Below are 26,565 nucleotides of genomic sequence, written 5' to 3' on the forward strand. Positions count from 1 at the left end.
TTTCGCTACCTGCGTTAGGGTCACGTCGAGAGGTCTGCATGCGCAGGCCCCGGCCAACAAAAACCGCCCAAAAAACAGGGAGCGAACATATGAAACTTAAATCCACACTTTCCGCCATCGCGTTGTCGGCTGTTGCCACCACCGCGTTTGCTGACGGCCACTGTGACGAAGTAACCTTCTCGGACGTTGGCTGGACCGACATCACCGCCACCACCGCAGCCACCACCGTTGTGCTTGAGGCTCTGGGCTATGAGACCGACATCAAGGTTCTGTCGGTGCCGGTAACCTACACCTCGCTGGCCGAAGGCGACGTTGACGTATTCCTGGGCAACTGGATGCCCACCATGGAAGCCGACATCGCGCCCTACCGTGAAGCAGGCACCGTCGACACCGTGCGCACCAACCTGGAAGGCGCCAAGTACACGCTGGCCGTGAACAAAGCCGCTGCTGATCTGGGCATCAAGGATTTCGCTGACATCGCCGCCCAAGCGGACGCGCTGGAAGGCAAAATCTACGGCATCGAGCCGGGCAATGACGGCAACCGCCTGATCCAGTCGATGATCGACGGCAACGCCTTTGGTCTTGAAGGCTTTGAGGTTGCTGAAAGCTCGGAACAGGGCATGCTGGCGCAGGTGGCCCGCGCTGACAAGAAGGGCGAACCGATCGTCTTCCTTGGCTGGGAACCCCACCCGATGAACGCCAACTTCGAGATGTCCTATCTGACCGGCGGCGACGACTTCTTCGGCCCGAACCTGGGTGGTGCCGTGGTCGACACCAACACTCGTGCAGGATATGTGACCGAGTGCGCCAACACTGGTAAGCTGTTGCAAAACCTCAGCTTCTCGCTGGCAATGGAAAACGAGATCATGGGCGCCATCCTGAATGACGGCCAAGATCCCGCTGACGCTGCGAAAGCATGGCTGGCTGCCAACCCCGATGCCTTCATGGCATGGCTGGACGGCGTAACCACCAAAGACGGTGGCGATGCTGTGGCCGCTGTCAAAGCCTCGCTGGGCATGTAAACCCAACACAATTTGGAACGCGCCGGGGATCCCTCCGGCGCGTTTCGTTTAGGCATCCCAAAGACCCTGACATGACACTTGCCACCCTTGCCCTTTTCATCCCGGCCTGCTTCGCGCTGAACATCGCGCCGGGGCCCAACAACGTGCTGGCGTTTTCGAACGGCGCACGGCGCGGGCTTTTGGTGGGACTCGCTGGTGGCATGGGCCGTATGCTGCCCTTTGCGGCGATGATCCTGCTGGTGGGCATTGGTCTAGGCGCCGTATTGGCGGCCTCGGAAACCGCATTCAACGCGGTGAAATACGCGGGCGCTGCCTATCTGATCTATGTCGGATGGCGAATGTGGCGCGCAAAACCGCAGGCCGAAACCTTCGCCCAGTCGGACGAGCCTGTCCGGGCCCTCATCCGCCGAGACTTCCTAATCGCCATCGGCAACCCAAAAGCCGTCGCGATCTTCACAGCTTTCTTCCCGCAATTCACCGATCTTGCCCAACCACTCGCCCCGCAATACGCGCTGCTTGGCGGGCTGTTTCTGGTGCTCGAGTGCTTTGCGGTCGCGCTGTACGCGGGGTTTGGCGCAGGCTTCCAAGGCCTTTTGACCCCGCACCGCCTGCATACCCTGAACAAGGGTGTCGGCGGGTTCCTGATCTTCTCTGGCCTTGCCCTGGCCCTAAATGAAAGGCACTGACACGTGGACTGGCTGACAGACTCCAAAATTCCGGTCGGCAAAACCATCTCGAATGGGTTTGACTGGCTGACCGATGCATTTGGCCCCTTCTTTGACTTTGTCGATGATGTCCTGAGCGATGGGATCGACGGGTTCCTGTGGCTCTTGCAATACCCGCCTGCGCTGGTGATCGTCGCGCTTCTGGGCGCGTTGACCTATTACATCCAACGCAGTTGGGGGCGCGTCGCCGTCGTCGTTCTTTGCTTCCTCTATGTGCTGAACCAAGGATATTGGGAGGAAACCACAGAAAGTCTGACCCTGATCGTCTTCTCGGTCCTGTTCTGTATGGGCGTTGGCGTGCCCATCGGCATCTACGCCGCGCACCGTCCGCGCTTTTTCCAAGCGATCTTGCCGGTTCTGGACATGATGCAAACCATCCCAACCTTCGTCTACCTGATCCCGATGATCGTACTGTTTGGCATCGGCATGGTGCCGGGCCTTGTGGCGACCTTCATCTTCGTACTCCCCGCCCCAATCCGCCTGACCCAACTGGGCGTTAGCCAAGTGCCAACTGCGCTAACCGAAGCAGGGCAAGCCTTTGGTGCAACCCGGATGCAAACCCTGTGGAAGATCGAGCTGCCCTCGGCCTTCCCGCAGATCATGACCGGTCTGAACCAGACCATCATGTTGTCGCTGTCGATGGTTGTTATCGCGGCCCTGGTTGGCGCCGACGGCCTTGGTGTGCCGGTGGTACGCGCCCTGAATACGGTGAACGCATCGCTAGGCTTTGAAAGCGGCTTGGTCATCGTGGCGGTCGCCATCGCCCTTGACCGAATGCTGCGCGTAGAACGGGAGGCGTAATCATGACCGCTGTAGAATTTGACAATGTCTCGATCGTGTTCGGCGACAAGCCGGAAAGCGCTCTGCCCGCGATGGACGCGGGCAAGGACCGCTCGGTCGTAAAGACCGAAACGGGTCAGGTACTGGGCGTGCATGACTGCTCGCTGTCTGTTGATGAAGGCGAGATCCTTGTGCTGATGGGCCTGTCGGGCTCGGGCAAATCCACGCTTCTGCGGGGAGTGAACGCGCTGAACCCGGTGGTGCGCGGCTGTGTGCGGGTGAATGACGGCAATGGGCTGGTCGATGTCACCAATGCCGATGCAGGTACCTTGCGCCGGATCCGCCAGAACCACGTGGCGATGGTGTTCCAGCAATTCGGCCTGCTGCCATGGCGCACAGTGCGCGAGAACGTCGGTCTGGGGCTGGAACTGGCCGGCATGGCAAAGGCCGAGCACAAGGCGCGCGTAGACGAACAGCTAGAGCTGGTGAACCTCAGCGAATGGGCCAACCGCAAGGTCAGCGAGCTGTCAGGCGGCATGCAGCAGCGCGTGGGCCTTGCCCGCGCCTTTGCCACCCAAGCGCCGATCCTTCTGATGGACGAGCCGTTCTCGGCCCTCGACCCGCTGATCCGCGCCCGTCTTCAGGACGAGCTGATCGAGCTTCAGCAACGCCTGAAACGCACGATCATCTTCGTCAGCCACGATCTGGACGAGGCGTTCAAACTTGGCGACCGTATCGCGATCATGGAGGGCGGACGCATCGTGCAATGCGGCACGCCGCGCGACATCTTTACCAACCCGGTGAACGATTATGTGGCCGACTTCGTGGCGCATATGAACCCGCTGGGCGTTCTGACCGCGCGCGACGTGATGGAGGACGGCGCCTCGGCCGCGTCTGTCAATGTCGACGCGACCGATCGCGTCGACGTGGTCATGAAAGCGCTGGCTGGGCAGGACGAGATCAGCGTGACGCAAGACGGTCAGCCTGTAGGGCGTATCACCTCGGATGCCGTTATGGCCCGGCTTCTGGACCCGCGCAGCTAAGCGCGCGGGCCTAAAGCGTTTCGGGATAAACTTGAGCCGCAAGTTTGTCGCGAAACGCCCGCAACAAAGCAATATGGCACTGCGTTTCGGTTTTCCCCTGTGTCAGGTTAAAACCGAAACGCTTTAGTTCGTCAGACAATAGGTCTTACCACCTTCAACCCCGCCCAGACCGACCGCCTTACGTGGACAGGCATCTTGGGCAATGGCGGGTTGAAGGCGCGCGCCCGCGTTGCGCACCAAGAAGAACTCGTGCGCAAAGCCGTAGGGGCGCACCTGAAGGCTCCATCCGGCAATGGCGTTCTCGCTCAGATGCGGATCGTTGGGAGGGACCAACAACCAGTATTCGCGCCCTTTCAACTGCCTGCTGACCTGCTGCGACCGAAACCACAGCGCGCCCGGCTGGCTGAGCGCACACATCTCGGGCCTTGTCACAGCGCGTTTGGTATCCTTGTCTCCATTCGCAGCTTCCCATCCGATCAGGCGGTCGCAGAAACTGGCCCCTGTGCGTGCAGATTTGCTACCTGTGCTTGGCTGGCAGGCCGACACCGCGATGCACGCAAATAATGCGAGAACAATACGCATAGAAAACCCCCTTAAATTGCGAGAATCCTACATCACCTTTGCCTTGCGTCAAACACCGCCATCGGCAAGTTTGGCATGACTCCGCCGACAAGGATCCAAAGATCGCCATGCCCCGTTTTGCCGCCAACCTGACCCTGCTGTTCACCGAGCTTCCCTTTCTAGACCGGTTCGACGCCGCCGCCGAGGCGGGATTTGAAGCGGTCGAGGTGCTGTTTCCTTACGACGACGCAGCCAAGGATATTCGGCGGCGCCTGATCGCGAACGGTCTGCAGATGGTGCTGATAAACACGCCACCCCCCAACTGGACGGGCGGTCCGCGCGGCTTTGCGGCGACGCCGGATGGGCAAGAGCGATTTCGTCACGACTTCAAACGCGCACTGCGCTTTGCACAGGCCTTTAACGCCACGCATCTGCACATCATGGCAGGCGCGGCAGAAGGCGACGCCGCGCGCGCGGCTTTTGTCGAGAACCTGACCTGGGCCGCAGCGCAGGCCCCTGATCAAAGCCTAACCATCGAGCCCATTAACCGGGACGACATGCCGGGCTATTTCCTGTCGAACTACGCATTGGCCGCTGACATTTTGGCCGAGGTCAATGCCCCCAATCTGCACCTGCAATTCGATGCCTACCACGCCCACAAAATCACCGGCGACATGCCTGCCACATGGGAGAAGGTGAAACACCTGACCCGCCATATTCAGGTGGGCGGCATTCCCGACCGACACGAGCCTGAAGCGGGCGTGATCGATTATCCCGCGTGGTTCCGGCAGTTGGATGACGAGGGCTATGCGGGCTGGGTCAGCGGTGAATATCACCCCGCAGGGCGAACCGAAGACGGGCTGTCATGGATAAAGGGGTTCGGCTGACAGGCTCCTGACACTATGCTGTCAGGAGGGGTGTGTCAGAACCGCGTCATCAACATTGATGAAAGGACTGACCCAATGACCCCCACGATTGTATGCTGGAGCGAGATCCCCGTTTCAAATCTGGAAAAAGCCGTGAATTTCTATAGCACTGTCTTCAAATGGACGATGAGGATCGACACCACCGGCCCTGTGCCGATGGCCGATTTTGGTGGCACCGACGCACCGGGTGGCGGGCATCTCTATGCAGGAAAGCCTGCGGTTGATGGCAGTGGCCCGACAGTGCACATGGTGGTGCCGGACTCGCTGGAAGACGCGATTGCACGCTGCGAAGGCGCGGGAGGCAAAGTAACCAGCGACCCGATCCCACTGCCGATGGGGCGCTTCGTCTATGCCTCGGACCCCGATGGCAATGCGATCGGCATGTTTGAACCGAAAGCCGCCTGATCCATGCGCCGTGCCGACCGCCTTTTCCAGATTGTTCAGCTGCTTCGAGGCGGTCGGCTGACCACGGCGCGGGATCTGGCCGAAAAACTCGAGGTCAGCGAGCGCACGATCTACCGCGACATCGCTGACCTGATTGGATCCGGCGTCCCCGTCGAGGGCGAGGCGGGCGTGGGATACGTCATGCGGGCGGGCTACGACATGCCGCCCCTCATGTTTACGCGCGACGAAATCATGGCCGTGATCGCTGGCACCCACTTGATCGAACGGATGGGCGGGGCGGCGATGGCCACCGCTGCCCGCGAAGCCCTGATCAAAATTCGTGCGGTGTTGCCCGAAGCGTTGGAGGCGCAAGCCAAGCGCGTTGAGATCCACGCCGGCCCCACCTTGCGCCCCTCTGATCGCGACCGCCATTTCATCGACCAAATTGAGAGCGCCATTGATACGCGGCTACGGTTGATCATGACCTATGCGGATGAGGTCGGCGCGAAGTCGACCCGGACCATTCGTCCCTTGGCGCTGTGGCTTTGGCGCAATGGCTGGACCGTGGTGGGCTGGTGCGAGCTACGTGAAGACTTCCGTATGTTCCGTGTCGACCGGATCGAAGGGTTTGCGACCGGAGACCGCTTCCGCGAAGAGCGCGACAAGGGGCTGAACGCGCTTTACGACAAGTTGGAAGCGCAGGGGCTGGACCCGCGCGGGGATGGGGATGTGCCGGTCAGGTGAAAGGGGCGCTGCCCCTCGCCCGTGCCGGGCTCACCCCGGGATATTTCTGGCAAGAAAATGAGGGGCTGCGTGTTAGTGCGCCTCGGCCCAGTTCATTCCGATGCCCGCATCGACCACCAGCGGCACGTCCAGTTTGATCGCGGGCTCCGCCGCACCTTCCATAACGTGGCGCACGGTCTCGATCACCTCGTCCACCGCGTTCTCGTCGACCTCAAAGATCAGTTCATCGTGCACCTGCAAGAGCATCTTGGCGGGCAGCTTGGCAATCGCGTCCGGCATACGGATCATGGCGCGGCGGATGATATCGGCGGCGGTGCCTTGGATGGGCGCGTTGATCGCGGCGCGTTTGGCAAAGCCCGCCTGCGGGCCTTTTGCGCCGATTTCGGGCGTGTGGATGCGGCGACTGAAGAGGGTCTCGACCCGCTTGTGTTCTTTGGCGAACTCAATGGTGGTGTCCATGTATTTGCGAATGCCGGGGAAGCGTTCGAAATAACGGTCGATGAAGCCCTGAGCTTCGGCGCGCGGAATGCGCAGGTTGCGCGCCAGACCGAAGCCCGAGATGCCATAGATCACACCAAAGTTGATCGCTTTGGCCTGGCGGCGGATGTCCGGTGTCATTTCGTCCAGTGGGACATCGAACATCTCACTCGCCGTCATGGCGTGGATGTCGTGGCCGTCGCGGAAAGCCTGTTTCAGCGCGTCGATCCCGGCCATATGGGCCAGAATGCGCAGCTCAATCTGGCTATAGTCGAGGCTGATCAGCTTGGTCCCCTCCGGCGCGATAAAAGCCTCGCGGATGCGGCGGCCTTCTTCGGTCCGGACGGGGATGTTTTGCAGGTTCGGATCGCTGGACGCCATCCGCCCAGTGTTCGCCCCCGTTTGCAGGTAAGACGTATGCACACGGCCCGTTTCAGGGTGAATGTGATCCTGCAGCGCGTCCGTATAGGTCGATTTCAGCTTTTGCAGCTGGCGATAGTCCAGAACCCGTGCCGCGAAGGGGTGTTCGGCGGCCAGATCTTCCAGCACATCCGCAGGTGTCGACCATTGGCCAGTTTTGGTTTTCTTGCCACCGGGTAGCTCCATCTCGCCAAACAGGATCTCACCCACCTGCGCGGGGGATTGGACGTTGAAGTCACGCCCTGCAATCTCGTGCAGTTCAGCCTCATACCCCGCCATCTTCTGGGCGAAGGCGTTGGACATGCGCGACAGCACCTCGCGGTCGACCTTGATGCCGGTCATTTCCATCTGCGCCAGCACGGGGACCAGCGGACGCTCCAGACGTTCATAGACGCGGGTGACGTGGTTGCTGTGCAGACGCGGTTTCAGGATTTGCCAAAGGCGCAGGGTGATGTCCGCATCCTCGGCCGCGTATTTCACCGCATCCTCAATCGGCACGCGGTCGAAGGTGATCGCGGATTTGCCGGTACCCAACAGAGATTTGATCGAGATCGGGCTGTGCGACAGGTATTCTTCCGACAGCTTGTCCATGCCGTGCCCGTGCAGGCCCGCATTCTGGGCATAAGACATCAGCATCGTGTCATCAATTGGGGCGACATTTACGCCATAGCGCGCCAATATCTTGGCGTCGTATTTCATGTTCTGGCCGATTTTCAGGATCGCCGGATCCTCGAGCATCGGTTTCAGCGCGGAAATCACCTGATCAAGCGGCAATTGTCCTTCGGCCAAATCTGACCCGCCAAACAGGTCATCTGCCTGACTGGTCTTGTGGGTCAGCGGGATATAGCAAGCCTCGCCCGCCTCGACGGCCAGCGAGATACCGACCAGATCGACCAGCATTTCATTCAGGCCGGTGGTTTCCGTGTCGAAGGCCACATAGCCACGGGCATAGGCACGGTCGATCCACGCGGCCAGCGCGTCCATGTCTTTAACCCACTCATATTTCTCGGGGTCGATGGCGGGCATTTCCGGCGCTGCAGGCGCGTCGCCGCCTTCTGGCTGCGCGATCTCGGGCGCGTCCATCCCCAGCTTGCCCGCGACGCGATTGGTCAGCGTGCGGAACTCCATTTCAGCCAAGAAATTCAACAGCGTTTCAGGTTCTGGGTCCTTCAGTTCAAGATCCTCAAACGCCACGTCCAGGTCCATCTGATCATCCAGCTTCACCAGCTGGCGCGAGATACGGATCTGGTCGGCTTTCTCGATCAGGGTTTGGCGGCGCTTGGGCTGTTTGATCTCCTCGGCGCGTTCCAGAAGCGTGTCGAGGTCGCCGAATTCGTTGATCAAAAGCGCGGCGGTCTTGATGCCGATGCCGGGCGCGCCGGGGACGTTGTCGACACTATCGCCTGCCAGCGCCTGCACATCGACGACACGGTTGGGGCCGACGCCGAATTTCTCTTCCACGCCTTCGACGCCGATACGTTTGTTTTTCATCGGGTCGAGCATTTCGACACCGCCGCCCACAAGCTGCATCAGGTCTTTGTCGGACGACAGGATGGTCACGCGGCCGCCTGCCTCGTCCGCTTGGCGGGCAAGGGTGGCGATGATGTCATCGGCCTCGAACCCTTCGACCTCGATACAGGCGATATTGAAGGCGCGGGTCGCGTCGCGGGTCAGCGGAAACTGCGGGCGCAGGTCTTCGGGCGCAGGGGGGCGGTTCGCTTTGTATTCGGGGTAGATGTCACTTCGGAAGGTCTTGCCGGAATGGTCAAAAATCACAGCGACATGGGTCGGCGCGTCGGCGCCCGCGTTATCTTCGATGAACTTGAACAGCATGTTGCAGAACCCGGCCACCGCCCCAATGGGCAGCCCGTCGGATTTGCGCGTCAGCGGAGGCAGCGCGTGATAGGCCCGAAAGATGAAGGCCGATCCGTCGACCAGATGCAGATGACAACCCTTGCCAAAGCTCATTGGAATTCCCCCTGAAACGCGTGTGACCAGTTAAGACGCAAAAGGCCGCGAGGCACCAGCCCGCGGCCCGGATTTAAGTGCAGCCCGGCAGAAATCAGGCGGCTTTGTCGTCGTCTGCGTGATCCTTGTGGACGAACTTGCAATCGCAATAAGGGCATTCCACCCAGCCATGTTCGTTCGGGATCTGCAAATAGACGCGCGGGTGGCCCAGCGCGCCCTCGCCGCCGTCGCAAGAGACCTTGTAGCTGTCAACAATCTTGGTTTCAGGAGCCGGTTGGGTCATGTGAGACACCTCTGTCATTTGTGTTGGTCTATTTACGCCCCGCGCGGGTGGTGCCGCAAGGGCGAACCGTCAATCCGCGCGTGATACCATGCGACCGATGGGGCGGCCTGCCAGAATATGGATGTGCAGATGCGGAACCTCTTGCACGCCATGCTCGCCCGCGTTGGAAATCAGCCGGTATCCGTCGCCAGCATTGCCCGGCTCGACCCCCAGAAGCGCGCAGACCTTGCCTACGGCACGGGTGAAGCCCACGATTTCCGCGTCCGAACCTTCGGCGGCCAGATGATCGAAGGTCACATACGGGCCTTTGGGAATCACCAAAACGTGGTGCGGTGCTTTTGGCATGATGTCCTTGAACGCTAGCGCGTGCTCATCCTCGTACACGGTGTCATTCGGGATCTCGCCGCGCAGGATCTTGGCGAAGATATTCTGGTCGTCATAGCTGTAGGGCATTGGTCAGTCCTCAAACAGGTGATTGGTCTGTGCGATCTGAAGCGCTTCATCGGGCTGGATCGACAGGAATTGCGAAATGGCGAGCGCGTTTTCCGGCGCCTCGCGCAGCTCGCTGATGCGATAGTAGTTCTGAAATCCCGCGTCCCGGATCCGGTCACTTTCACCCGTCACATCCGCGCGGATCGTGGGCAAAAGCCGGTCCATCGCCGCTTTCGATGTATTCTCGCCCGCAAGCCCAATACGGATGGCATGTCCGGCCAGATAATCGTCCGTGAAGACGCTTTCGATTTCCAAAAGCCGCGTCGTGCAACGGTCCGCGAAGAAGTCCTGGAACATCTCCATATTCTTGGGGTCCATACACACGACCATACGGTCGGTGTCGTAATACTCGAACAGCATCCGCATCAGCGCTCGGCGGTGGCGCGCGCGTTTGCTCATTTGGGTTTGGATGCCGCCCAGATCAGGCATCGGGCAGCTGTCTTCGTCAAACAGGTATTCGATGGTCTCGATCCCCGTGACGTCTTTGATCTTGTGCACCAACCGTTTGGCCACGTGCCATTTCTTGGCCACGACAATCAGTAGCTCACGCTCGCGGCCCAAGCTGGCCTCGGCCTCCCAGAAGCGGGGCGCGAAACGTACGCCATTACGGCCACGGCTGGTCAGGAAGCGAAACAGGCTGCGCCCTTCGTTCGATATCTGGAACTCCACACCCTTCGCCGCGTACAGATCCCCCAACCGCTGCTTCAGCTCAGTCGCTTCGGGGCTGATCTTGCGGGCAAACAGGAAATTCTGGCTGAGCAGCAAATCATAGTGGTCGTTATAGAAGGTCACCGGCATCCCATAGTCGGTGAACATCAGGAAAGTCAGCGTACTGGTACGGATTTCACTGTCAGGCACCAGATGGCGCACGATGGTTTGAAAGAAGGTCTCGTCCGGAATCCATGTGGTGCGGAAGAAGCGCATCACGTCTTTGCGCTCTTGGCAGAACTTCATCACCCATTCGACGGTGCGCCGGCGCAGGCACCACCATTGGCTGCCGATCATCACCTGGATGTCGGCAGGGATTTCGCGCGTCAGGCCCAGTTTCTTTTGCAGCTGGAACGAGGTGTAGAACAGCTTCTTGTGTTTGCGTTCGTTCAGGAAGTGGCGATAGATCAGCCGCTCTTCCTTCATGCCGGTCTTGATCCAGTCGCCTTCGAAGAAGTCGAAACTTTCGATATAGTCGACGTCGTCGCGGTCCAGCAATTCATGGGCATATTCGGCCGATTTGATCGCCATGCAATCGCCTGACAGCATGTAGAAATGCGTGGCGCGCGGGAAGGCCTCGAGCGCGGCTTCGACCGCGTTCAGGGTCGCCTGCACCAAGGACCACTCCCCCCAGCCGCATTTGATGCGCTTCTTGGCAAAGGTCACATTGGGATTGCCCTTCAACGCGTCCTGAATGCGCTGATAATCCTCGGGCTTGGCGCGCGCATCAAAGTGGATCGCCATATAATCACCCGCCGCCGTCAGCTGCCGCGCTTGCGAGATGATGGAGTCGGGGTCTTTGTGACACAACAGAATGAAGGCAATTTTGGCCATGTAACCGCGTAAGACCTTTGGGATTGACGATATCCCGACCTAAATAACGTGAACATCTATCAGAAAAACAGAGATTCTTTACTTTTTTACGCAATCTGTTCACAAACAAACTATCTGCGCGAACCAAGTATTTAGAAGACGAGGTATTTTATGGGGTTTCCCGGCATCTGGATGACCGAAAGCGAAAGTGTAGTCTATCGCGTGGTTCCCAAATGTGCCTGTTCGACCATCGGTCAGATCATGTTCTATTCGGATCATGGCGAGTTCTTTGATGGCGACATTCACGACAGCAAAGACCGGATGCACAAATGGGCGCAGGACTATTCGCAGCCGAAGATCGAGGCGAATGTACGCGATCACAAAAGCTATGCCTTTACCTGCGTGCGCAACCCCTACACCCGGATCCTGTCCAGCTTCTTTGACAAGATCTGTGGCATCCAACGCAATGGCCGCCGCTATCGCGGTAATCTGGTGCCGCTTTTGATCCAGAAATACGGGATCGAGGTGGGCGATCCGGAAACCGGGTTCGAGTTTGACCAGATCCAAAGCTTCCGCCGCTTCCTTCTGTTTGCCCGCGACACCATCCGCTGGCGCAAACCGATGGAGCCGGACATTCACTGGTCGGCCATGTCGGGCCACGTCTCAACCTTCATTGTGAATGGCGGGCGCTACGACAACATCTTCTGGACCGAGAAGTTCAATGACGGCATGCAGTCCGTCTTGGACGCGATCGACACCCCGCATGCGGTGGACCTTGCCAAGATCCCACGCTTCAACGAAAGCGAAGGCCACGGCCCCAAGCGCGCCCACCCGGTCGAGGACTATTTCGACGATCTGTCGATGCATCTGGTCTATGAGATCTTCAAACAGGACTTCGAGTTGTTTAAGTACGACTTCGAAAATCCCGGGAACAAAATGCCCATCGGCGAGATTGATCTGGACGAGGTCCACGCCAAGCTGGGCGACTGATCCTGTCTGACTGCGAAGGAAAGCACATGAAAGCGCGCGTAAAATGGGCCGAGGCCCGCACCTTTATTGGCACCTCTGGCACCGGCCACAACATCGTTCTGGGCACGGGCCATGACGGCGCAGGCACCCCCGGCCCCAGCCCGATGGAGCTGTTGTTGATCGGAACCGCAGGCTGTTCAGCCTATGACGTGGTGTCGATTTTGGAAAAAGGTCGTCAGGCGATTGAAGACGTTCAGGTCGAAGTTGATGCCGTACGCGCAGAAACTGACCCGAAGGTCTTCGAAAAAATCCACCTGCATTTCATCGTTAAAGGACGTGGGATCAGCGAAGCCAGAGTGGAACGCGCGATTTCGCTGTCGGTGGACAAATACTGTTCCGCCTCGGCGATGATGGCCGCCTTGGCGAACGTCACCCACGATTTCGAGGTCGTGGACACCGAATAAGCCTCGCCTACCCCAGATAAAGAAAGCCCGGATCGCAGGATCCGGGCTTTTTCATTATGTGGCTTGGATCAACCCTTTTTCGCGGAACAGCGCGGGTAGGTTTCGATCTGCGCGCGGGCCGATATGGCGGATCACCTCGCCTGCCACGGTGCAGCCCATCTCGCCGCAGGTGCGCATATCCGCACCCGTGGCCAGACCGTACAGGAACCCGGCCGCAAACCCATCCCCGGCCCCAGTCGCATCCACCGGGACGATCCGTTCGACCGGCACGTCAACACGTTCGCCACCTGCCAAGATCGACACCCCGTCACCCGAGCGTGTACAAGCCACCAGCGGGCAGATTGCGGCGGTTTTGGCCATTGCCACTTCCAAATCGTCAGTCTGGAACAGCGACTTCAGTTCTTCCTCGTTGCCGATCACATAGTCCAGCTCGTGTTCGATCAACATCAGGAAGTCGGTGCGGTGACGTTCAACACAGAACGGATCGGAAATCGCGATCCCGGCCTTACCGCCCGCTGCACGACAGGCGCGGGCCATGGCGATGAACGCCTCTTTTCCTTTGTCCTTATCGAACAGGTAACCTTCAAGGAACACGATCTCGGCGTCCGCCGCGACCTCGGGGTCCACGTCGTCTGGACCCAGCTCGGCCGAGATGCCCAGATAGGTGTTCATCGACCGCTCGCCATCGGGCGAGACAAAAATCATCGAGCGCGAGGTCGGCAGCTCGCCCCCCGGCACCGGCGGGTTCACGAAACGGGTCCCGTCCATCTCCATTGCGTCGGCATAGAAATGGCCAAGCGCGTCGTCATGCACGCGGCCCACAAAGCCGGTTGTCAGACCAAGGTTTCCGATCCCGGCGATGGTGTTCGCAACCGAACCACCTGCGGCCTGCTTTCGTTCTTGCATCGCGGCATAGAGCACCTCGGCCCGGTCTTTTTCGACCAGTTGCATGATGCCCTTCTCGATACCCATCAGTTCCAGAAAGCTGTCATCGGCGGTGGTGATGACATCCACAACCGCGTTGCCGATCCCGACAACCTTGTACTTTTTCGTCATAAGTTCTTTTCCTCGAAGGGACAGAGGTCCCGAATAATGCAGTTTCCGCACATTGGCTTGCGGGCCTTGCAGGTATAGCGCCCATGCAGGATCAGCCAGTGATGCGCATGTTGTTGAAAGTCGGCGGGGATGTTGTCTTCGATCGCGCGTTCAACCGCATCGACGTTCTTACCCACGGCGATGCCGGTGCGATTGCCAACGCGGAAGATATGCGTGTCGACGGCCTGCGCCGGCACGCCCCACCACATGTTCAGAACCACATTGGCCGTCTTGCGCCCCACGCCCGGCAGCGACTGAAGGGCGGCGCGCGAGTTCGGCACCTCGCCCCCATACTCATCCACCAAGATCTGGCTCAGCTTCATCACGTTCTTCGCCTTCTGACGAAACAACCCGATGGTCTTGATATGCTCGGTCAGCCCCTCAAGCCCCAGATCCAGCATCTTCTGCGGCGTGTCTGCCACCTTGAACAGCGCCCGCGTGGCTTTGTTCACGCCCGCATCGGTCGCCTGCGCCGACAGGGCCACCGCCACGACCAGCGTGTAGACATTCACATGTTCCAGCTCGCCCTTGGGCTCGGCTTCCTGTTCGCGGAAGCGCTCAAAGATCTCGCGGATCTGATGATATCCGAGTTGTTTTGCCATCGCGTCCATCCATTTCCGCAGATCGTCTTACGCGAGCCACGTTCAATGCGCAATTTCCGGGTCGCCTTGCCGGGATAGAAAAGGCAAGCTCGTGGCATAGACGCATGAGGTCAAAGATGACACCGACTGAAGACAGCTACCACTACAACGTGATCCGCCGCGCGATTGACGAGATCGACGCGGCAGGCGGCGAGACGCTGTCACTGGACAGCTTGGCCGCGAAGATGGACATGTCGCCCGCACATTTTCAGCGCGTGTTTTCGCGCTGGGTCGGTGTGTCGCCTAAACGCTATCAACAGTTTCTGACGCTGGGCCACGCCAAAACATTGCTGGCCGAGCGGTTCTCGACCCTAGAGACGGCGCAGTCGGTTGGCCTGTCGGGTCAGGGTCGCCTGCATGACCTTTTCCTGCGCTGGGAGGCGATGAGCCCGGGCGAGTATGCCAAGAAGGGCGAGGGGTTGACGATCTATTGGGGCTGGTTTGACAGCCCGTTCGGGGCGTCGCTTGTGATGGGCACGGAACGCGGCATCTGCGGCATCGGATTTGCGGATGAGACCGGGGTTGAGGAAACCTTCGAGGATCTGACCTCGCGCTGGCCGAATGCCACGTTTATTGAAGATCCGATGTTTCTGCGGCCTTGGGTTCTGGCGGCCTATGACACCGAACTGGGCGAGGACGGAAAGACCCCACTGCATCTAATCGGATCGCCCCTACAGATCAAAGTCTGGGAGGCGCTTTTGTCGATCCCTTCGGGCCACGTCACCACCTATGGACAGATCGCCGAGAAAATCGGACAGCCCCGCGCCGTACGCGCCGTGGGCACTGCGGTCGGACGAAACCCGGTCAGCTGGCTGATCCCGTGCCACCGCGCCCTACGCAAATCCGGAGCGCTCGGGGGTTATCACTGGGGTCTTCCAGTGAAGCGCGCTTTGCTGGCGTGGGAAAGCGCAGAATTGGAACAAGAGCGTACCGGGTAAGCGTCTGTTTTCCGACAAGTTTCCCCATAACAGGGCCTTGTTATTCGATAACAGGGCCCTTTTCTGTATGGAGAACAAGAAAACAAACCGAGGACCGCAGTATGCAACCAAGACATATGATTCTCTCGTTCGGCCTGATCGCCGGACTGGCCACCAGCGCCTGTACTTCCCCCACAAGCCCCACCGCGAACATGGGACCGCGCACCCAAAATGGTGCCGCGATTGGCGCGATTGCTGGCGGGCTGTTTGGCGCGACCCGCAAGGGTGACGGCAAGCTGGGCAAGGCCGCCGTAGGTGCCGTTATTGGCGGCGTGATTGGCGGCGCGATTGGACAGCAGCTGGACAAGCAAGCAGGCGACCTGCGTCAGGCCATCGACAATGACGACGTGAAGATCGTCAACACCGGCAGCGAGCTGATCGTAACAATGCCGCAGGACATCCTGTTCGCCACGGATAGCATCCAGATCAGCCAAGCCCTGCGCAGCGATCTGGCGGCTCTGTCGCGCAACCTGATGCAGTATCCGAACTCGGTCGTCGAGGTACGGGGCCACACCGACAACGTAGGCAGCGCGGACTACAACCTGTCGCTGTCGCGCAATCGCGCGGCTGCCGTGGCCTCGGTCCTGACGGCGAATGGCGTGCCCAGCTGGCGTGTTCAGACCATCGGCTATGGCGAGGACCAGCCCATCGCGTCGAACCTAGACGCTTATGGTCGTCAGCAAAACCGCCGGGTCGAAATCGTCATCCGCCCCACGCAGGCCTAAGCGTTCATACCAGTGTCGTCAGTACGACGCGGAAAAGTCGGGCCCCGTGCCCGGCTTTTTTGTTTGAGGCCAGCGCCGGGATGTGGTCATATAATCTGACCAATTCATACGAGACGCCGACGAGACCTTCATGCCCTTTCAGAAAATCGCCGCAAGCAAGCTGTCAAAATCCGTGGTCGAACAGATCGAGCTTTTGATTTTACGCGGTGTGTTGCGCCCTGGAGAGCGTCTGCCCTCGGAACGAGATCTGGCGGATCGCCTTGGCGTGTCGCGTCCATCCCTGCGTGATGCGCTGGCCGAACTTGAAGCTTCGGGGCTTCTATCGCGTCGGGCCGGTGCGGGGATCTTTATCTCTAACGATCTGGACAGCTCGTTCCCCCCTGCCCTCACCAGCCTTTTCGCGCGCCACGACGAGGCCGTCTATGACTACATCGCCTTCCGCCGCGACCTGGAAGGGCTGGCCGCCGAGCGCGCGGCGAAACTCGGGTCTGACACGGATTTGGCCGTCATCAACGAGATCTTCCATAAGATGGAGAAGGCACCGGAGGGCCAAGGCGCCGATCTGGACAGTGATTTCCACATGGCGATCATCGAAGCCAGTCACAATGTGCTGATGGTCCACATGATGCGCGCTATGTATGACCTGCTGAAGCAAGGCATCCTCTATAATCGTCAGGTTGTCGTGCAAATCACCAACACGCGGATGGACCTGCTGGAACAGCACCGCGCCATCAACGACGCCTTGCAAATCCGCGATCCCAAAGCCGCACGCACCGCGATCGAGGCGCATATGGACTTTGTGGCGCAAGCCTATACCGACCTGCGTCGCACCGAACGGAATGAGGAGGTCGCGCAGCAAAGGCTGGACTACGAGATGCAGCGCTAAGCGGCCGCCTCAAATGAAAAACCCGGCCTCAGGGGCCGGGTCTTTCGTAAGTCGTTGGAATAGTCTGCTTAGTGCAGCTTAGCTTCCACGTCCTTGATGGCCTCGTCGATCAGCTTGTTGCCGTCGGTTGCGGTCATCTGCTTGGCGATCATGTCGCGGGCAGCGCCAACAGCAACCTGAACTGCGCTGTCGCGCACTTCTTTCACGGCAGCCGCTTCAGCCGATGCGATCTGGTCTTCAGCAGCAGCCAGACGGCGTGCGATCGAAGCTTTCAGATCTTCTTTGGCTTGAGCCGCAGCGTTAGCTGCTTCTTCCTTGGCGTGCGCAACGATGCGCTCGGCCTGTTCAGCCACTTCCTTTTGCTTGCGCTCATAAGAGGCCAGAACAGTCTGGGCTTCTTCGCGCAGGGCACGGGCTTCGTCGAGTTCCGACTTGATGCCTTCGGCACGTTTGTCGAGCTGACCGCCCAACATTTTGTGCACGCCCATGTAACCAAGGAAGGTCACGAACAACAGGAATGCCAGGGTGACAACCATGTTGGTGTTGGACAGATCGGTCCAGCCAGCGTCGCCTGCGGCAAATACCGGGCTTGCGGCCAGAGCGAAGGGGAGAACTGCGAGTTTCTTCATCAGTTTACCCTTTCATCCGTGCGGTCACAGCCGCAGTTACCGACTTGGCGTCCGCCTTGTAGCCCATCGAACCCAGGATTTCCTTAACGGCATCCTTGGAGACGGCCTTGACGCTGTCGACAGCACCGGCGCGGATCTCGGCGATCGCGGCTTCGCTTTCGGCAGCCTTGGCGGAGATCTCAGCATCTGCCTTGGCAGCAGCTGCATCCAGATCAGCCTGAATTTCAGCGCGCGCTTCAGCAACAATCTTGTTTGCTTCCGCACGGGCGTCAGCCAGGGCCTTGTTGTAAGCTTCTTCGGCTTCGACAGCCTTCTGCTTCAGCTCTTCGGCAGCAGCCAGATCGTTGGTGATCGTACCCTGACGTTCAGACAGCACAGCCTCGATACGGGGCAGAGCAATCTTGGTCAGGACAAAGTAGATCACGACCAGCGTCACCACGAGCCAGAAAATCTGGTTCCCGAAGGTCGAGAAGTCCAGTTGCGGCATGCCAGCGGCTTCAGCGCCACCGTGTGCTGCTTCTGTGCTATGTGTGTTACTTGCCATGTCTTAAGTCCTCTGGAACCGAGTTACTTGGGGCGAAACGCTGACGCCTCGCCCCGGCGTAAGGATGGTTCAGGTCTTAGACAGCAAACATCAGCAGCAGAGCGACCAGGAACGAGAAGATGCCCAGGGCTTCTGCAAATGCGATACCGATGAACAGGGTCGCGGTCTGAGCGGCAGCAGCCGACGGGTTGCGCAGAGCACCGGCCAGGAAGTTACCAGCAACGTGGCCTACACCGATAGCGGCGGCACCCGAACCGATAGCTGCCAGACCTGCACCGATGAATTGACCCATTTGAGCGATATTGCCTTCCATTTTCGTTTCTCCTTACGTTGGAATGCTTGAATTAGGTAGTGTGAGCGGGCCGCAGCCGTCGCTTAGTGCGACGGATGCAGAGCGTCTTTCAGGTATACGCAGGTCAGGATGGTGAACACGTAAGCCTGGATGAAGGCTACGAGCACTTCCAGTGCGTAGACGGCCGAGATGGCCAGGATCGGCAGGAAGCTGAACATGCCCAGGGCAGCAGCGAAGCCGGCGAATACTTTGATAACTGCGTGGCCAGCCATCACGTTACCAGCCAAACGAATGGAGTGGCTGACGGGGCGCACGAAGTACGAGATCAGTTCGATGATCGCCAGGATCGGGCGCAGCGGCAGCGGCGCGGCCGACACCCAGAACAGACCCAGGAAGCCAGCGCCGTTCTTGACGAAGCCCAGCACGGTCACGAAGACGAACACGATCATGGCCAGCACAGCGGTCACAGCGATGTGGCTGGTGGCGGTGAACGAGGTCGGGATCAGACCCAGGAAGTTGGCGAACAGGATGAACATGAACAGGGTCATGATGCCGGGGAAGTATTTCACGGCGTCTTTGCCGGCCACGTCCTCGACCATCTTGTAAACAAAGCCGTAGGCCATTTCGGCAACCGACTGACCGCGGGTCGGGACGATTGCACGGCCGCGCGAGCCAACAACCAGCATCAGCACGATGCCAACGATGGCCAGAACCATCCACAGGGTCTGGTTGGTCACCGTGAACATGCCCAGCTTGCCGTCACCAAACAGCGGTTTGATTTCGAACTGATCCATCGGGTGGATGGCCAGGCCAGGATGTGCAGGCGAGAACAGCACGCCCGACAGCAGAACCACTGCCAGAACGGCAAAGAATGCAATCTTGATGATCGGGCCTGCACCCTGTTTTGCGCCTTGTTCAGCCACGTTCCTATCCCTCTTTCTTGTCAGAGGCCTGCGTATCGGACGCATCCCCTGCTTTCTTCTGCATCTGGGCCGCGGTCGCCAACATGACCTTCATGCCTGCGGCAAAGCCCAACAATATGAACAGCACCATGAATATCGGCTTGGTCCCCAAAAGACTGTCCAGCCCGTATCCGATGCCAAAGCCGATCACCAGACCGACTGTAAGCTCTATGACCATCTGCCAAGCAAGCGATGCCTGGTTGTAGGCCTCGTCGCCAGTTTTCGTCTCTTCCTCTTCCCCTTTCGCCGCTTTGATGCGGGCGTCGAGCTCTTTCAGGCGCTCGGGATCAGGGTGGTCGGACACGAAAAATCCTCCGGTGACGGTTAGGGGGAGTGCTAAGGGGTGAGGGGCAATGAGTCAACGGCGTTTAGCGCCAACACGAGAAACTGTAAGCCACTGATATTTATATACTTTCCTGCCAACCCAGATTCTCGCCCACCCCAAGCGTTGCCCCAACCACCGGAATCCGCCCAAAAGCGTTTATTTAACCGATTGGTTGACGATTGATCGCGTGCGCCCTAGGCCCTTAGACATGGAAACCCGCCTTGACCTTGTCTTCGCCGCCCTGTCCGACCCGACACGCCGCGCCATCCTGACCATGCTTCTGGAAGATGACATGGCCGTCACCGACGTGGCCGAACCGTTCGAAATGTCTCTGGCAGCGATCTCGAAACACCTGACGATCCTGTCGCGGGCTGGCTTGATCGCACAGGAAAAGCGCGGGCGTGTGAAATGGTGCAAACTGGACCCCGGCGCGCTGCGCGAAGCGTCCGTCTGGATGCAGGGCTTTGGACAGTTCGAGCCCGTCAATCTGGATGCGTTCGAGCGGTTCTTGGAAGAAGAACTACGCGACGACAGTCTTTAGTCAGGCAACCTGATCGCCGGATCCGTCGCAGCCCAGTGCCTTGCAGCATCTTTTAGCCAGTTCAGCACGGCCTGCACCTTCGCTGTGCGATGCAGGTCCACATGCGTCACCAGCCAGAATTCGGACCGCCATTCGGGCTGTGGCGGCATGATTTCGATCAGCTCTGGGTGCTCTCCGCGTACTGCAAAGCCCACACCCGCCCCCGAGAGCAATGCCTGCTGCATCGACACATCATCAGTCACACGGAATGTGACGTTCTCGTTCGGGATGTTCTCTGCCATCCACCGCGCGAAGGGTGCGCGTGAATGGATATCATCCCCGCCGATAAACCTGTGCTTGTCCAGCGTATCCTCGGTCGGCAGCCCATAACGCTCTACATATTCTGGCGACACATAAAGCGAGAGGTCCATCTGCAGAAACCGCTGGGCGACGTTGTCGGGTTCTTGCGGGGCTGTTCCAGCGCGAACCGCCACATGAGCCTCGCCATATTCCAGCCGAAATAGACGCAGCCCCGTGCGCAGACGGATCACGGTATTCGGGTGGGCGTGCTGAAAGTCGGCCAGAACCGGGGTCAGTCGCGGGGAAAACGAGGCGAGCGCTGTAACGACCACCTCGCCCGAGACATCCTCGCCCTGCCCTTTCAGCCGTGTGCCCAATTGCGCGAATTGCTCTTCCGTGGTCGAGGCGATGCGCGCCAGATCCGCCCCCGCCTCGGTCGGGGTATAGCCGCGCGCGTGGCGTTGGAACAGCTTCACACCCATTCGTGCTTCAAGCGAATCTACATGGCGGATCACCGTCGCGTGGTGGATGCCCAGACTGTCCGCCGCCCCGCTGACGGTACCAGCGCGGGCCACATGATAGGCGGTACGGATTTCATCCCAATGGTCCATGCGGGCCTCCTGTGTCTACGTATGTGCATTTTCACACATAATATGTTGATTTACTCAGATTGCGTTCGGAAATGCAAGGTCACACATTCTCCTCAACAGACACAAACATACTCGGAGACATCCTATGCATATCCTTCGTATCGACAGCTCGACCCGCACCGACAGCTCGCTTTCGCGCAAACTGGCTGATGACGTTCTGGCCCGCTACGCAGACGCCACAGTCACCACCCGCAACCTGGGCGAGGGCATTCCGCATATTGATGCAGACTTCACCCGCGCGACATTCACCCCGCCCGAAGCCCGCAGCGACGCCGACAAAGCTGCGCTTGCCCTGTCGGACGACATTGTGGCCGAAGTTCAGGCCGCCGACCTGATCGTAATCTCGATGCCCGTCTACAACTTCTCGGTGCCTTCGACCCTGAAAGCCTGGATCGACCAGCTGGCGCGCGTTGGAGTGACCTTTAAATATACTGAAACTGGCCCGGTTGGCCTGCTAGAGGGTAAGCGCGTGATCGTGGTCAGCGCCTCGGGCGGGACGCCGGTGGGCGCACCTTACGAATTCGCCTCGCCCTATCTGACCCATGTTCTGGGCTTCATGGGCCTGACGGACGTGTCCTTCGTTGGCGCCGCGGGCGAAGCGGGTCTGGAAGAGGCCGAAAACGCCATTCAGGCGCTTGCCGCTTAAGACCAGACCAATAGACGCGAAACGGGGCCGGGCTTGGCCCCGTTTTTGTATGCGCCGCACGGCATGGACAGCCCGTGAAATTGCAGGCAAGCTTTCCTCATGTGTGGAAGACTGATCGCAGGCGAGATGACGCAGGCCCAGATGGCGGCCATTATCGAAGGGTTTATCTATCCCAGTCGCTCGGTCGTCATTGCCAGCGACGCGCCGCCTGCCGCGACCGGATATAATGTGAAACCCACGCAACAGGTGAACATCCTGTTCCCGCAGGGGGAAAACCTGATCGCCTCGACCGCGCGCTGGTGGCTGGTGCCGCATTGGTTCAAAGGTTCGGCGGAAGAATGGAAAGCGACCACCTTCAACGCCAAGATCGAAACCGCACACGAAAAGCCCACCTTTCGCGAGGCATGGCGTCACGCGCGCTGCGTGATCCCTGCGATGGGATATTATGAATGGAGCGGTCCGAAAACCAATCGCCAGCCCAACTATATCTCTCTGCAGCAAAACGATCCGCTAACGCTGTTTGCCGGGCTGCGCAGCACCTTGGCGGACGGACGCGAGACCTGCACCATCCTGACCCGCCCTGCCCTGCCCGAGATCCACGACATCCACCCGAGGATGCCGGTGATGCTCTCGGCCGAGGAAGCGGCGCAGTGGATGGATCATGCCGCCCCGGATGACGAGATCCGCGCAACCTTCGGCACCCATTGGACGGGGCGGTTCCAGACGCATCAGGTGGCAAAGTTCGGCATGAAAGATGATGGCCCGCAATTGATCGAACCCGTCGGCACCGGCAGTTTCGATTTCGGGGACTGATACGAAAAAAGCCGCGCAGATCTCTCTGCGCGGCTTTGGAATTCTCTGTGAAGCCTAAGCTTACATGCCCAGCGCTGCTTTGATCTGATCCAGAGCGGCCTGAAGCAGAGCCGGGTTGCTGGCAGCGGCATCCGCAGCCGCTTTCAGGGCCACTTTGGTGGCGTCATCCAGCGACGAGCCGTCGATCATCTCACCCACTTTGGCCGCATCGAACCCTTCGGCGGTCAACAGATCTTCGGCAGCGGCTTCTTCTGCAGGCGCTTCGGCCGCGGCCTCGGCAGTTTCGCCGGTTACCGCAGCAGCGGCATCTTCCACAGCGCCGGCAACAGCTTCGGTTGCAGCGTTGGTCGCGGCGTCCAGAGCCTCGGTCACGGCACCATTTTCGCCAACGATGTCAGTCACAGCTTCGCCAACAGCTTCCATTGCGCCTTCAACAGCAGTGGTTGCGGCTTCGGTGGCAGCAGCGGCAGCAGCTTCGGCGGCGGCGGCAGCAGCTTCAGCAGCCGCGGCCGCCTCGGCGGCAGCGGCTTCTTCGGCGGCCTTGGCTTCAGCTTCGGCGGCAGCAGCTTCCGCAGCAGCGGCTTCCTCAGCAGCTTTGGCTTCCGCAGCCGCAACAGCAGCAGCCTCTTCAGCCGCGATCTTGGCCTGATTACCTTCGTACCACTTGTAGCCGCCAAAACCGGCAGCGATCACAACCAGAAGGGCGATAATGGACTTGTTCATGTCGACATCCTCAATTCGTTATCTGCACAAGGTCACGGGATGGACCTTGTCATCGCCACGGATGTGCGCGGTTCGCGGCAAAGGCGCAAGGGGAGTTTCTTGGTTTCGGCGTCAAAACGCTTAGAAAACCCAAACTATCGGGTTGAAAGCAGCGCGGCGCACCTTTACCTTTCGCATCCATAGTTTAGCGAAACGACAGAAGGAATGGCACCATAGCCCGCAGACCTCATAACGCGCCCCCGACGCGCGACACCGGCCCCCGCATCAATGAACGCATCCGGGCCCCGGAAATCCGCCTGATTGGCGCTGAAGGCGAAAACGTAGGGGTTGTGCCCCCGGCGCGTGGCCTTGCAATGGCGCAGGACGCAGGTCTGGATCTGGTCGAGATCTCGCCCAATGCCAATCCGCCCGTCTGCAAGATCATGGACTTCGGCAAGTTCAAGTACGAACAGCAGAAGCGCGAATCTGAAGCTCGCAAGAAGCAAAAGACGATCGAGGTCAAAGAGGTCAAGTTCCGTCCGAACACCGACACCCATGACTATGACGTCAAGATGCGCAACGTGGTGAAGTTCCTGGAAAAGGGTGACAAGGTCAAGGTGACCCTGCGCTTCCGTGGCCGTGAAATGGCCCACCAGAACCTTGGCCGCGAGTTGCTGCTGCGCGTGGCAGAAGACATCAAAGAGCTGGGCAAGGTTGAAAACATGCCCAAGATGGAAGGCCGCCAGATGGTCATGATGATCGGCCCGCTGCCGAAATAATCCCATCAGACAGTGATTTGGAAACGCCCTGCTTTCGCAGGGCGTTTTTTGTTGCGGTCCCGCCCATCACACGGGACATATACAGCGCTTACTTCTGGATGCTCTCTAGATAGTAGACAAGCGACAGAATGCGTCCGCGCACTTCGTAGACGGCGCTAAGGTCGCGCTCCATCCCACTTCCTGCTCCCACCGAAAACTGATCACCCCAGACAGGCATGTCCGATCCGTGTGCCATAACACCGGTACGTCCATCCACCATGTGGACCACCTCGAGAAACGGGAACTTCCCGTCGTTTCTTTGGGCAATCGTGGTCAGGTCAGGGACACTCATATTCAGAACGTCCCCCAAGGGACCATTCCCGTCGGCCTGCGCTCCGTGACAAGACGCGCAATGGTTCAGGTACTGCTCTTCTCCCGGCATATCGGCGTAAGCAGCTTGTGCCATCAACCCGCATGCGAATGTGATCGTAGCGGTAAGCTTTGGCAAATAGTTCAACATGATCCGTCCTCCTCATCGTTCGCGCGACGCTGGATTCAGCGGTTCATGGGCTTCTTCACCCGCATACACTTTAGCACAGATTCACGTATTCACATTGATTCAAAACAATGCAGGCCGTTCCCGCCCCGTCAGTGCGAGGCACGACGATGTCGCGCCACAAGTTCGGCCATGATCGAGACGGCAATCTCTGCAGGCCCCAAGGCGCCAATGTCCAACCCGACCGGGCCGTGGATTCGTCGCAGGTCTTCCGGGCCGTAGCCGCGTGCGGACAGACGGTCGAGCCGCTGCCCTTGCGTCCTCCGCGATCCCAGCGCACCGATATAGAAGGCGTCCGAGGTGAACCCGGCCTCAAGCGCGGGATCATCGATCTTCGGGTCATGCGCCAGCGTCACGATGGCGGTGCGATGGTCGATGCCGATCTGCGGCAGGACGTCGTCGGGATAGTCTTCATATATGGTAACACCGGGAAAGCGATCTTGCGTCGCGAAGGCCCCGCGCGGGTCGATCAGTACGATGTCGAACCCGACGATTTCCGCCATGGGGATCAACGCCTGCGCGACGTGAACGGCCCCGGCGACGACCAGACGCAAGGGTGGCTCATGCGGATGGATATAGAGCCCGTCGTGAATGCCAATCTCGACCTCGGTGTCCCATGGCGACCGCAGGCTGCGCGTCCAACCGTCCAGCGTCACCTGATAGACGATGCGCGTGCGGGTCGATCGGGCGGCCACCAGTTCTTCCAGCATCGCAATCGGCAGACCGTGGCCCGCGCCAATGCCCTCGCCCACGGGTTCAACCAGCACCTTGATCTCACCCCCACAGGCCAGCCCGGCCGAGAATGCATCTTCGCCGGACACCCCAAACTCCAAGAGGACTGGCAGGCCCGTGCGCAACGCTTCTTGCGCTTCCATCACCACCGCACCTTCAACGCACCCGCCCGAAACCGAGCCTTCGATCTGGCCACTTTCGGCAATCAGCATCTGGCTGCCAGTCGGGCGCGGCGCGCTGCCCCATGTGGACACGACCGTGGCAATGGCCACTTGACGGCCTTGGGCAATCCAGTCCAGCGCCAGTTCGGGAATGCGGTCGAAGGAAGAAAGGGGGTTTGTCACGGCAACCTCGTATTTCGCTTCGAGCGAATGTGGGCATTCCCCGCGGCCCACGCAAGAGAAAGGGCCGCACAAGGCGGCCCGTTTCATTGGATTTCTGGTCGTGGTTACTCGGCAGGCGCCGGCACCGCATCGCCCCCCGGGGCTTCCGGCACGGCAAAGGCCACGGCAACAAAGATCAGGCCCAGCACAATGCCCAGCACGTCGCCCGGCATGGCCATCAGCCCGTCATATTTCGCGCCCGGCACCGTGCCCAAGGTCACCTTGCCGCCTGCGATGGCGTCAAGCATGCCGGTGGCTTTCACAGACGGGTAAGTGATCATGTAGGCCGCCGCGCCCAGCAGGCCACCAAGGATGAAGAACAGCGCATCCTTGCGGCCAGTCGCCGCTGCACACACACCCGTTCCGGGGCAGAAGCCAGACAGCGCCCAGCCGGCGCCCAACAGCAGGCCACCGATGAACACACCGACATAGGCGGTTTTGACCGACATATGACCCACATCAACAAGGCCAGCCATCTGGCCGCCAAACATCAGGATCGAGCCGACGCCAATGGCCAACAGGATAGCCTTCATCAGGCCCAGCGACCGCAAGCTCAGCATGCGGATCAGGACCGAGGGGTTGGTGGCACCAATGCGATCAAGGACGAAGCCGAAGAGCGCACCGATAACAAGAGCAAGTACAATCTGCAT

At 59.6% G+C, this 26,565-nt stretch carries 33 protein-coding genes; 16 read left to right on the forward strand and 17 right to left on the reverse strand.

Annotated features, from left to right (window positions below; translation table 11 throughout):
- Nucleotides 1–89: 89 nt before the first annotated feature.
- The 4 genes from choX (at nt 90) to choV (ending at nt 3,570) form a co-directional block, all read left to right on the forward strand.
- Nucleotides 90–1,022, forward strand: coding sequence for a choline ABC transporter substrate-binding protein (gene choX, locus EOL43_RS07795; protein WP_133487245.1), 933 nt, complete (start codon nt 90–92; stop codon nt 1,020–1,022).
- 71 nt (nt 1,023–1,093) lie between these two features.
- Nucleotides 1,094–1,708, forward strand: coding sequence for a LysE family translocator (locus tag EOL43_RS07800; protein ID WP_133487247.1), 615 nt, complete (start codon nt 1,094–1,096; stop codon nt 1,706–1,708).
- Nucleotides 1,709–1,711: 3 nt separating this feature from the next.
- Complete coding sequence (gene choW / locus EOL43_RS07805; RefSeq protein WP_133487249.1) at nt 1,712–2,548, forward strand: choline ABC transporter permease subunit; 837 nt, start codon at nt 1,712–1,714, stop codon at nt 2,546–2,548.
- A gap of 2 nt (nt 2,549–2,550) precedes the next feature.
- Nucleotides 2,551–3,570, forward strand: coding sequence for a choline ABC transporter ATP-binding protein (gene choV, locus EOL43_RS07810; RefSeq protein ID WP_133487251.1), 1,020 nt, complete (start codon nt 2,551–2,553; stop codon nt 3,568–3,570).
- A gap of 123 nt (nt 3,571–3,693) precedes the next feature.
- Here the strand turns inward: choV and EOL43_RS07815 are convergent, their stop codons facing one another.
- The gene (locus tag EOL43_RS07815; protein ID WP_133487253.1) at nt 3,694–4,152 is read right to left on the reverse strand and encodes a hypothetical protein; all 459 of its coding nucleotides are present in this window, start codon (nt 4,150–4,152) and stop codon (nt 3,694–3,696) included.
- A 107-nt stretch (nt 4,153–4,259) separates the two neighbouring features.
- Between EOL43_RS07815 and EOL43_RS07820 the strand changes: the two genes are divergently transcribed.
- From EOL43_RS07820 to EOL43_RS07830, 3 genes are all read left to right on the forward strand, one after another.
- Nucleotides 4,260–5,018: a hydroxypyruvate isomerase family protein gene (locus EOL43_RS07820; protein ID WP_133487255.1), complete on the forward strand. Its 759-nt coding sequence runs from the start codon at nt 4,260–4,262 to the stop codon at nt 5,016–5,018.
- 75 nt (nt 5,019–5,093) lie between these two features.
- Entirely contained in the window at nt 5,094–5,462 is a 369-nt protein-coding gene (locus EOL43_RS07825; protein ID WP_133487257.1) for a VOC family protein, read from the forward strand.
- 3 nt (nt 5,463–5,465) lie between these two features.
- Nucleotides 5,466–6,185: a helix-turn-helix transcriptional regulator gene (locus EOL43_RS07830; RefSeq protein WP_133487259.1), complete on the forward strand. Its 720-nt coding sequence runs from the start codon at nt 5,466–5,468 to the stop codon at nt 6,183–6,185.
- 72 nt (nt 6,186–6,257) lie between these two features.
- On the opposite strand, the gene polA is transcribed toward EOL43_RS07830, so the two are convergent.
- The 4 genes from polA to EOL43_RS07850 form a co-directional block, all read right to left on the reverse strand.
- Nucleotides 6,258–9,050: a DNA polymerase I gene (gene polA, locus EOL43_RS07835; RefSeq protein ID WP_133487261.1), complete on the reverse strand. Its 2,793-nt coding sequence runs from the start codon at nt 9,048–9,050 to the stop codon at nt 6,258–6,260.
- Nucleotides 9,051–9,144: 94 nt separating this feature from the next.
- A complete protein-coding gene (locus tag EOL43_RS07840) occupies nt 9,145–9,333 on the reverse strand; it encodes a zinc-finger domain-containing protein (RefSeq protein WP_133487263.1) in 189 nt (62 codons plus the stop codon).
- 69 nt (nt 9,334–9,402) lie between these two features.
- A complete protein-coding gene (locus EOL43_RS07845) occupies nt 9,403–9,786 on the reverse strand; it encodes a histidine triad nucleotide-binding protein (protein ID WP_133487265.1) in 384 nt (127 codons plus the stop codon).
- 3 nt (nt 9,787–9,789) lie between these two features.
- Nucleotides 9,790–11,367: a DUF5928 domain-containing protein gene (locus tag EOL43_RS07850; RefSeq protein WP_133487267.1), complete on the reverse strand. Its 1,578-nt coding sequence runs from the start codon at nt 11,365–11,367 to the stop codon at nt 9,790–9,792.
- A 150-nt stretch (nt 11,368–11,517) separates the two neighbouring features.
- Here EOL43_RS07850 and EOL43_RS07855 point away from each other — a divergent pair, with 150 nt between their 5' ends.
- Together EOL43_RS07855 and EOL43_RS07860 are read left to right on the forward strand one after the other, a co-directional pair.
- The gene (locus EOL43_RS07855; protein WP_133487269.1) at nt 11,518–12,336 is read left to right on the forward strand and encodes a sulfotransferase family protein; all 819 of its coding nucleotides are present in this window, start codon (nt 11,518–11,520) and stop codon (nt 12,334–12,336) included.
- A 26-nt stretch (nt 12,337–12,362) separates the two neighbouring features.
- Nucleotides 12,363–12,779 (forward strand): OsmC family protein, encoded by a 417-nt coding sequence (locus EOL43_RS07860; RefSeq protein WP_133487271.1) that lies wholly within the window; start codon nt 12,363–12,365, stop codon nt 12,777–12,779.
- A 54-nt stretch (nt 12,780–12,833) separates the two neighbouring features.
- Here EOL43_RS07860 and EOL43_RS07865 read toward each other — a convergent pair whose 3' ends face one another.
- Both EOL43_RS07865 and nth read right to left on the reverse strand, forming a co-directional pair.
- Complete coding sequence (locus tag EOL43_RS07865; RefSeq protein ID WP_133487273.1) at nt 12,834–13,835, reverse strand: adenosine kinase; 1,002 nt, start codon at nt 13,833–13,835, stop codon at nt 12,834–12,836.
- On the reverse strand, nt 13,832–14,476 hold the full coding sequence (nth, locus tag EOL43_RS07870; protein ID WP_133487276.1) for an endonuclease III: 645 nt from the start codon (nt 14,474–14,476) through the stop codon (nt 13,832–13,834). The genes EOL43_RS07865 and nth overlap by 4 nt, the downstream gene beginning before the upstream one ends.
- A 116-nt stretch (nt 14,477–14,592) precedes the next feature.
- Between nth and EOL43_RS07875 the strand changes: the two genes are divergently transcribed.
- The 3 genes from EOL43_RS07875 (at nt 14,593) to EOL43_RS07885 (ending at nt 17,103) form a co-directional block, all read left to right on the forward strand.
- Nucleotides 14,593–15,453 carry a methylated-DNA--[protein]-cysteine S-methyltransferase gene (locus tag EOL43_RS07875; RefSeq protein ID WP_133487278.1) on the forward strand — a complete coding sequence of 287 codons (861 nt, stop codon included), beginning with the start codon at nt 14,593–14,595 and terminating at the stop codon, nt 15,451–15,453.
- 101 nt (nt 15,454–15,554) lie between these two features.
- Nucleotides 15,555–16,217, forward strand: coding sequence for a YiaD family glycine zipper/OmpA-like lipoprotein (locus tag EOL43_RS07880; protein WP_133487280.1), 663 nt, complete (start codon nt 15,555–15,557; stop codon nt 16,215–16,217).
- A gap of 130 nt (nt 16,218–16,347) precedes the next feature.
- Complete coding sequence (locus tag EOL43_RS07885; RefSeq protein ID WP_133487282.1) at nt 16,348–17,103, forward strand: FadR/GntR family transcriptional regulator; 756 nt, start codon at nt 16,348–16,350, stop codon at nt 17,101–17,103.
- Nucleotides 17,104–17,171: 68 nt separating this feature from the next.
- Here the strand turns inward: EOL43_RS07885 and EOL43_RS07890 are convergent, their stop codons facing one another.
- The 5 genes from EOL43_RS07890 to EOL43_RS07910 all read right to left on the reverse strand — a co-directional run bounded on the left by EOL43_RS07890 (nt 17,172) and on the right by EOL43_RS07910 (nt 19,834).
- Nucleotides 17,172–17,732: a F0F1 ATP synthase subunit B gene (locus tag EOL43_RS07890; protein ID WP_133487284.1), complete on the reverse strand. Its 561-nt coding sequence runs from the start codon at nt 17,730–17,732 to the stop codon at nt 17,172–17,174.
- Between the two features lie 4 nt (nt 17,733–17,736).
- Complete coding sequence (locus tag EOL43_RS07895; protein WP_133487286.1) at nt 17,737–18,276, reverse strand: F0F1 ATP synthase subunit B'; 540 nt, start codon at nt 18,274–18,276, stop codon at nt 17,737–17,739.
- Between the two features lie 76 nt (nt 18,277–18,352).
- Complete coding sequence (locus EOL43_RS07900; protein ID WP_055188564.1) at nt 18,353–18,589, reverse strand: F0F1 ATP synthase subunit C; 237 nt, start codon at nt 18,587–18,589, stop codon at nt 18,353–18,355.
- 62 nt (nt 18,590–18,651) lie between these two features.
- Entirely contained in the window at nt 18,652–19,455 is an 804-nt protein-coding gene (locus tag EOL43_RS07905; protein ID WP_133487448.1) for a F0F1 ATP synthase subunit A, read from the reverse strand.
- Nucleotides 19,456–19,495: 40 nt separating this feature from the next.
- Nucleotides 19,496–19,834 carry an AtpZ/AtpI family protein gene (locus tag EOL43_RS07910; RefSeq protein WP_133487288.1) on the reverse strand — a complete coding sequence of 113 codons (339 nt, stop codon included), beginning with the start codon at nt 19,832–19,834 and terminating at the stop codon, nt 19,496–19,498.
- 229 nt (nt 19,835–20,063) lie between these two features.
- Between EOL43_RS07910 and EOL43_RS07915 the strand changes: the two genes are divergently transcribed.
- Nucleotides 20,064–20,396, forward strand: a complete 333-nt coding sequence (locus tag EOL43_RS07915; protein WP_133487290.1) for an ArsR/SmtB family transcription factor — start codon at nt 20,064–20,066, stop codon at nt 20,394–20,396.
- Here the strand turns inward: EOL43_RS07915 and EOL43_RS07920 are convergent.
- Nucleotides 20,393–21,286 (reverse strand): LysR family transcriptional regulator, encoded by an 894-nt coding sequence (locus tag EOL43_RS07920; protein WP_133487292.1) that lies wholly within the window; start codon nt 21,284–21,286, stop codon nt 20,393–20,395. The genes EOL43_RS07915 and EOL43_RS07920 overlap by 4 nt on opposite strands.
- A 124-nt stretch (nt 21,287–21,410) precedes the next feature.
- Here EOL43_RS07920 and EOL43_RS07925 point away from each other — a divergent pair, with 124 nt between their 5' ends.
- Both EOL43_RS07925 and EOL43_RS07930 read left to right on the forward strand, forming a co-directional pair.
- On the forward strand, nt 21,411–21,971 hold the full coding sequence (locus EOL43_RS07925; RefSeq protein ID WP_133487294.1) for an FMN-dependent NADH-azoreductase: 561 nt from the start codon (nt 21,411–21,413) through the stop codon (nt 21,969–21,971).
- 99 nt (nt 21,972–22,070) lie between these two features.
- Nucleotides 22,071–22,784: an SOS response-associated peptidase gene (locus EOL43_RS07930; RefSeq protein WP_133487296.1), complete on the forward strand. Its 714-nt coding sequence runs from the start codon at nt 22,071–22,073 to the stop codon at nt 22,782–22,784.
- A gap of 60 nt (nt 22,785–22,844) precedes the next feature.
- Here the strand turns inward: EOL43_RS07930 and EOL43_RS07935 are convergent, their stop codons facing one another.
- Complete coding sequence (locus EOL43_RS07935) at nt 22,845–23,507, reverse strand: hypothetical protein (RefSeq protein ID WP_133487298.1); 663 nt, start codon at nt 23,505–23,507, stop codon at nt 22,845–22,847.
- 263 nt (nt 23,508–23,770) lie between these two features.
- On the opposite strand from EOL43_RS07935, the gene infC reads away from it, so the two are divergent.
- Nucleotides 23,771–24,265 carry a translation initiation factor IF-3 gene (infC, locus tag EOL43_RS07940; protein WP_425593497.1) on the forward strand — a complete coding sequence of 165 codons (495 nt, stop codon included), beginning with the start codon at nt 23,771–23,773 and terminating at the stop codon, nt 24,263–24,265.
- An 88-nt stretch (nt 24,266–24,353) separates the two neighbouring features.
- Here infC and EOL43_RS07945 read toward each other — a convergent pair whose 3' ends face one another.
- The 3 genes from EOL43_RS07945 to EOL43_RS07955 form a co-directional block, all read right to left on the reverse strand.
- Nucleotides 24,354–24,764 carry a c-type cytochrome gene (locus EOL43_RS07945; RefSeq protein ID WP_133487302.1) on the reverse strand — a complete coding sequence of 137 codons (411 nt, stop codon included), beginning with the start codon at nt 24,762–24,764 and terminating at the stop codon, nt 24,354–24,356.
- 128 nt (nt 24,765–24,892) lie between these two features.
- A complete protein-coding gene (locus tag EOL43_RS07950) occupies nt 24,893–25,876 on the reverse strand; it encodes an XdhC family protein (protein ID WP_240686494.1) in 984 nt (327 codons plus the stop codon).
- A gap of 104 nt (nt 25,877–25,980) precedes the next feature.
- A complete protein-coding gene (locus EOL43_RS07955) occupies nt 25,981–26,565 on the reverse strand; it encodes a DUF6691 family protein (RefSeq protein ID WP_133487305.1) in 585 nt (194 codons plus the stop codon).

This window comes from Aliiroseovarius marinus, assembly GCF_004360145.1.
GTDB lineage: Bacteria > Pseudomonadota > Alphaproteobacteria > Rhodobacterales > Rhodobacteraceae > Aliiroseovarius > Aliiroseovarius marinus.

What these genes read in the sequence shown, in the direction of transcription:
- choX (WP_133487245.1), top strand. Translation starts at nt 90, where the DNA reads ATGAAACTTAAATCCACACTTTCCGCCATCGCGTTGTCGGCTGTTGCC.
- EOL43_RS07800 (WP_133487247.1), top strand. Translation starts at nt 1,094, where the DNA reads ATGACACTTGCCACCCTTGCCCTTTTCATCCCGGCCTGCTTCGCGCTG.
- choV (WP_133487251.1), top strand. Translation starts at nt 2,551, where the DNA reads ATGACCGCTGTAGAATTTGACAATGTCTCGATCGTGTTCGGCGACAAG.
- EOL43_RS07815 (WP_133487253.1), bottom strand. Translation starts at nt 4,152, where the DNA reads ATGCGTATTGTTCTCGCATTATTTGCGTGCATCGCGGTGTCGGCCTGC.
- EOL43_RS07820 (WP_133487255.1), top strand. Translation starts at nt 4,260, where the DNA reads ATGCCCCGTTTTGCCGCCAACCTGACCCTGCTGTTCACCGAGCTTCCC.
- EOL43_RS07825 (WP_133487257.1), top strand. Translation starts at nt 5,094, where the DNA reads ATGACCCCCACGATTGTATGCTGGAGCGAGATCCCCGTTTCAAATCTG.
- EOL43_RS07830 (WP_133487259.1), top strand. Translation starts at nt 5,466, where the DNA reads ATGCGCCGTGCCGACCGCCTTTTCCAGATTGTTCAGCTGCTTCGAGGC.
- polA (WP_133487261.1), bottom strand. Translation starts at nt 9,050, where the DNA reads ATGAGCTTTGGCAAGGGTTGTCATCTGCATCTGGTCGACGGATCGGCC.
- EOL43_RS07840 (WP_133487263.1), bottom strand. Translation starts at nt 9,333, where the DNA reads ATGACCCAACCGGCTCCTGAAACCAAGATTGTTGACAGCTACAAGGTC.
- EOL43_RS07845 (WP_133487265.1), bottom strand. Translation starts at nt 9,786, where the DNA reads ATGCCCTACAGCTATGACGACCAGAATATCTTCGCCAAGATCCTGCGC.
- EOL43_RS07850 (WP_133487267.1), bottom strand. Translation starts at nt 11,367, where the DNA reads ATGGCCAAAATTGCCTTCATTCTGTTGTGTCACAAAGACCCCGACTCC.
- EOL43_RS07855 (WP_133487269.1), top strand. Translation starts at nt 11,518, where the DNA reads ATGGGGTTTCCCGGCATCTGGATGACCGAAAGCGAAAGTGTAGTCTAT.
- EOL43_RS07860 (WP_133487271.1), top strand. Translation starts at nt 12,363, where the DNA reads ATGAAAGCGCGCGTAAAATGGGCCGAGGCCCGCACCTTTATTGGCACC.
- EOL43_RS07865 (WP_133487273.1), bottom strand. Translation starts at nt 13,835, where the DNA reads ATGACGAAAAAGTACAAGGTTGTCGGGATCGGCAACGCGGTTGTGGAT.
- nth (WP_133487276.1), bottom strand. Translation starts at nt 14,476, where the DNA reads ATGGCAAAACAACTCGGATATCATCAGATCCGCGAGATCTTTGAGCGC.
- EOL43_RS07875 (WP_133487278.1), top strand. Translation starts at nt 14,593, where the DNA reads ATGACACCGACTGAAGACAGCTACCACTACAACGTGATCCGCCGCGCG.
- EOL43_RS07880 (WP_133487280.1), top strand. Translation starts at nt 15,555, where the DNA reads ATGCAACCAAGACATATGATTCTCTCGTTCGGCCTGATCGCCGGACTG.
- EOL43_RS07885 (WP_133487282.1), top strand. Translation starts at nt 16,348, where the DNA reads ATGCCCTTTCAGAAAATCGCCGCAAGCAAGCTGTCAAAATCCGTGGTC.
- EOL43_RS07890 (WP_133487284.1), bottom strand. Translation starts at nt 17,732, where the DNA reads ATGAAGAAACTCGCAGTTCTCCCCTTCGCTCTGGCCGCAAGCCCGGTA.
- EOL43_RS07895 (WP_133487286.1), bottom strand. Translation starts at nt 18,276, where the DNA reads ATGGCAAGTAACACACATAGCACAGAAGCAGCACACGGTGGCGCTGAA.
- EOL43_RS07900 (WP_055188564.1), bottom strand. Translation starts at nt 18,589, where the DNA reads ATGGAAGGCAATATCGCTCAAATGGGTCAATTCATCGGTGCAGGTCTG.
- EOL43_RS07915 (WP_133487290.1), top strand. Translation starts at nt 20,064, where the DNA reads ATGGAAACCCGCCTTGACCTTGTCTTCGCCGCCCTGTCCGACCCGACA.
- EOL43_RS07920 (WP_133487292.1), bottom strand. Translation starts at nt 21,286, where the DNA reads ATGGACCATTGGGATGAAATCCGTACCGCCTATCATGTGGCCCGCGCT.
- EOL43_RS07925 (WP_133487294.1), top strand. Translation starts at nt 21,411, where the DNA reads ATGCATATCCTTCGTATCGACAGCTCGACCCGCACCGACAGCTCGCTT.
- EOL43_RS07930 (WP_133487296.1), top strand. Translation starts at nt 22,071, where the DNA reads ATGTGTGGAAGACTGATCGCAGGCGAGATGACGCAGGCCCAGATGGCG.
- EOL43_RS07935 (WP_133487298.1), bottom strand. Translation starts at nt 23,507, where the DNA reads ATGAACAAGTCCATTATCGCCCTTCTGGTTGTGATCGCTGCCGGTTTT.
- EOL43_RS07945 (WP_133487302.1), bottom strand. Translation starts at nt 24,764, where the DNA reads ATGTTGAACTATTTGCCAAAGCTTACCGCTACGATCACATTCGCATGC.
- EOL43_RS07955 (WP_133487305.1), bottom strand. Translation starts at nt 26,565, where the DNA reads ATGCAGATTGTACTTGCTCTTGTTATCGGTGCGCTCTTCGGCTTCGTC.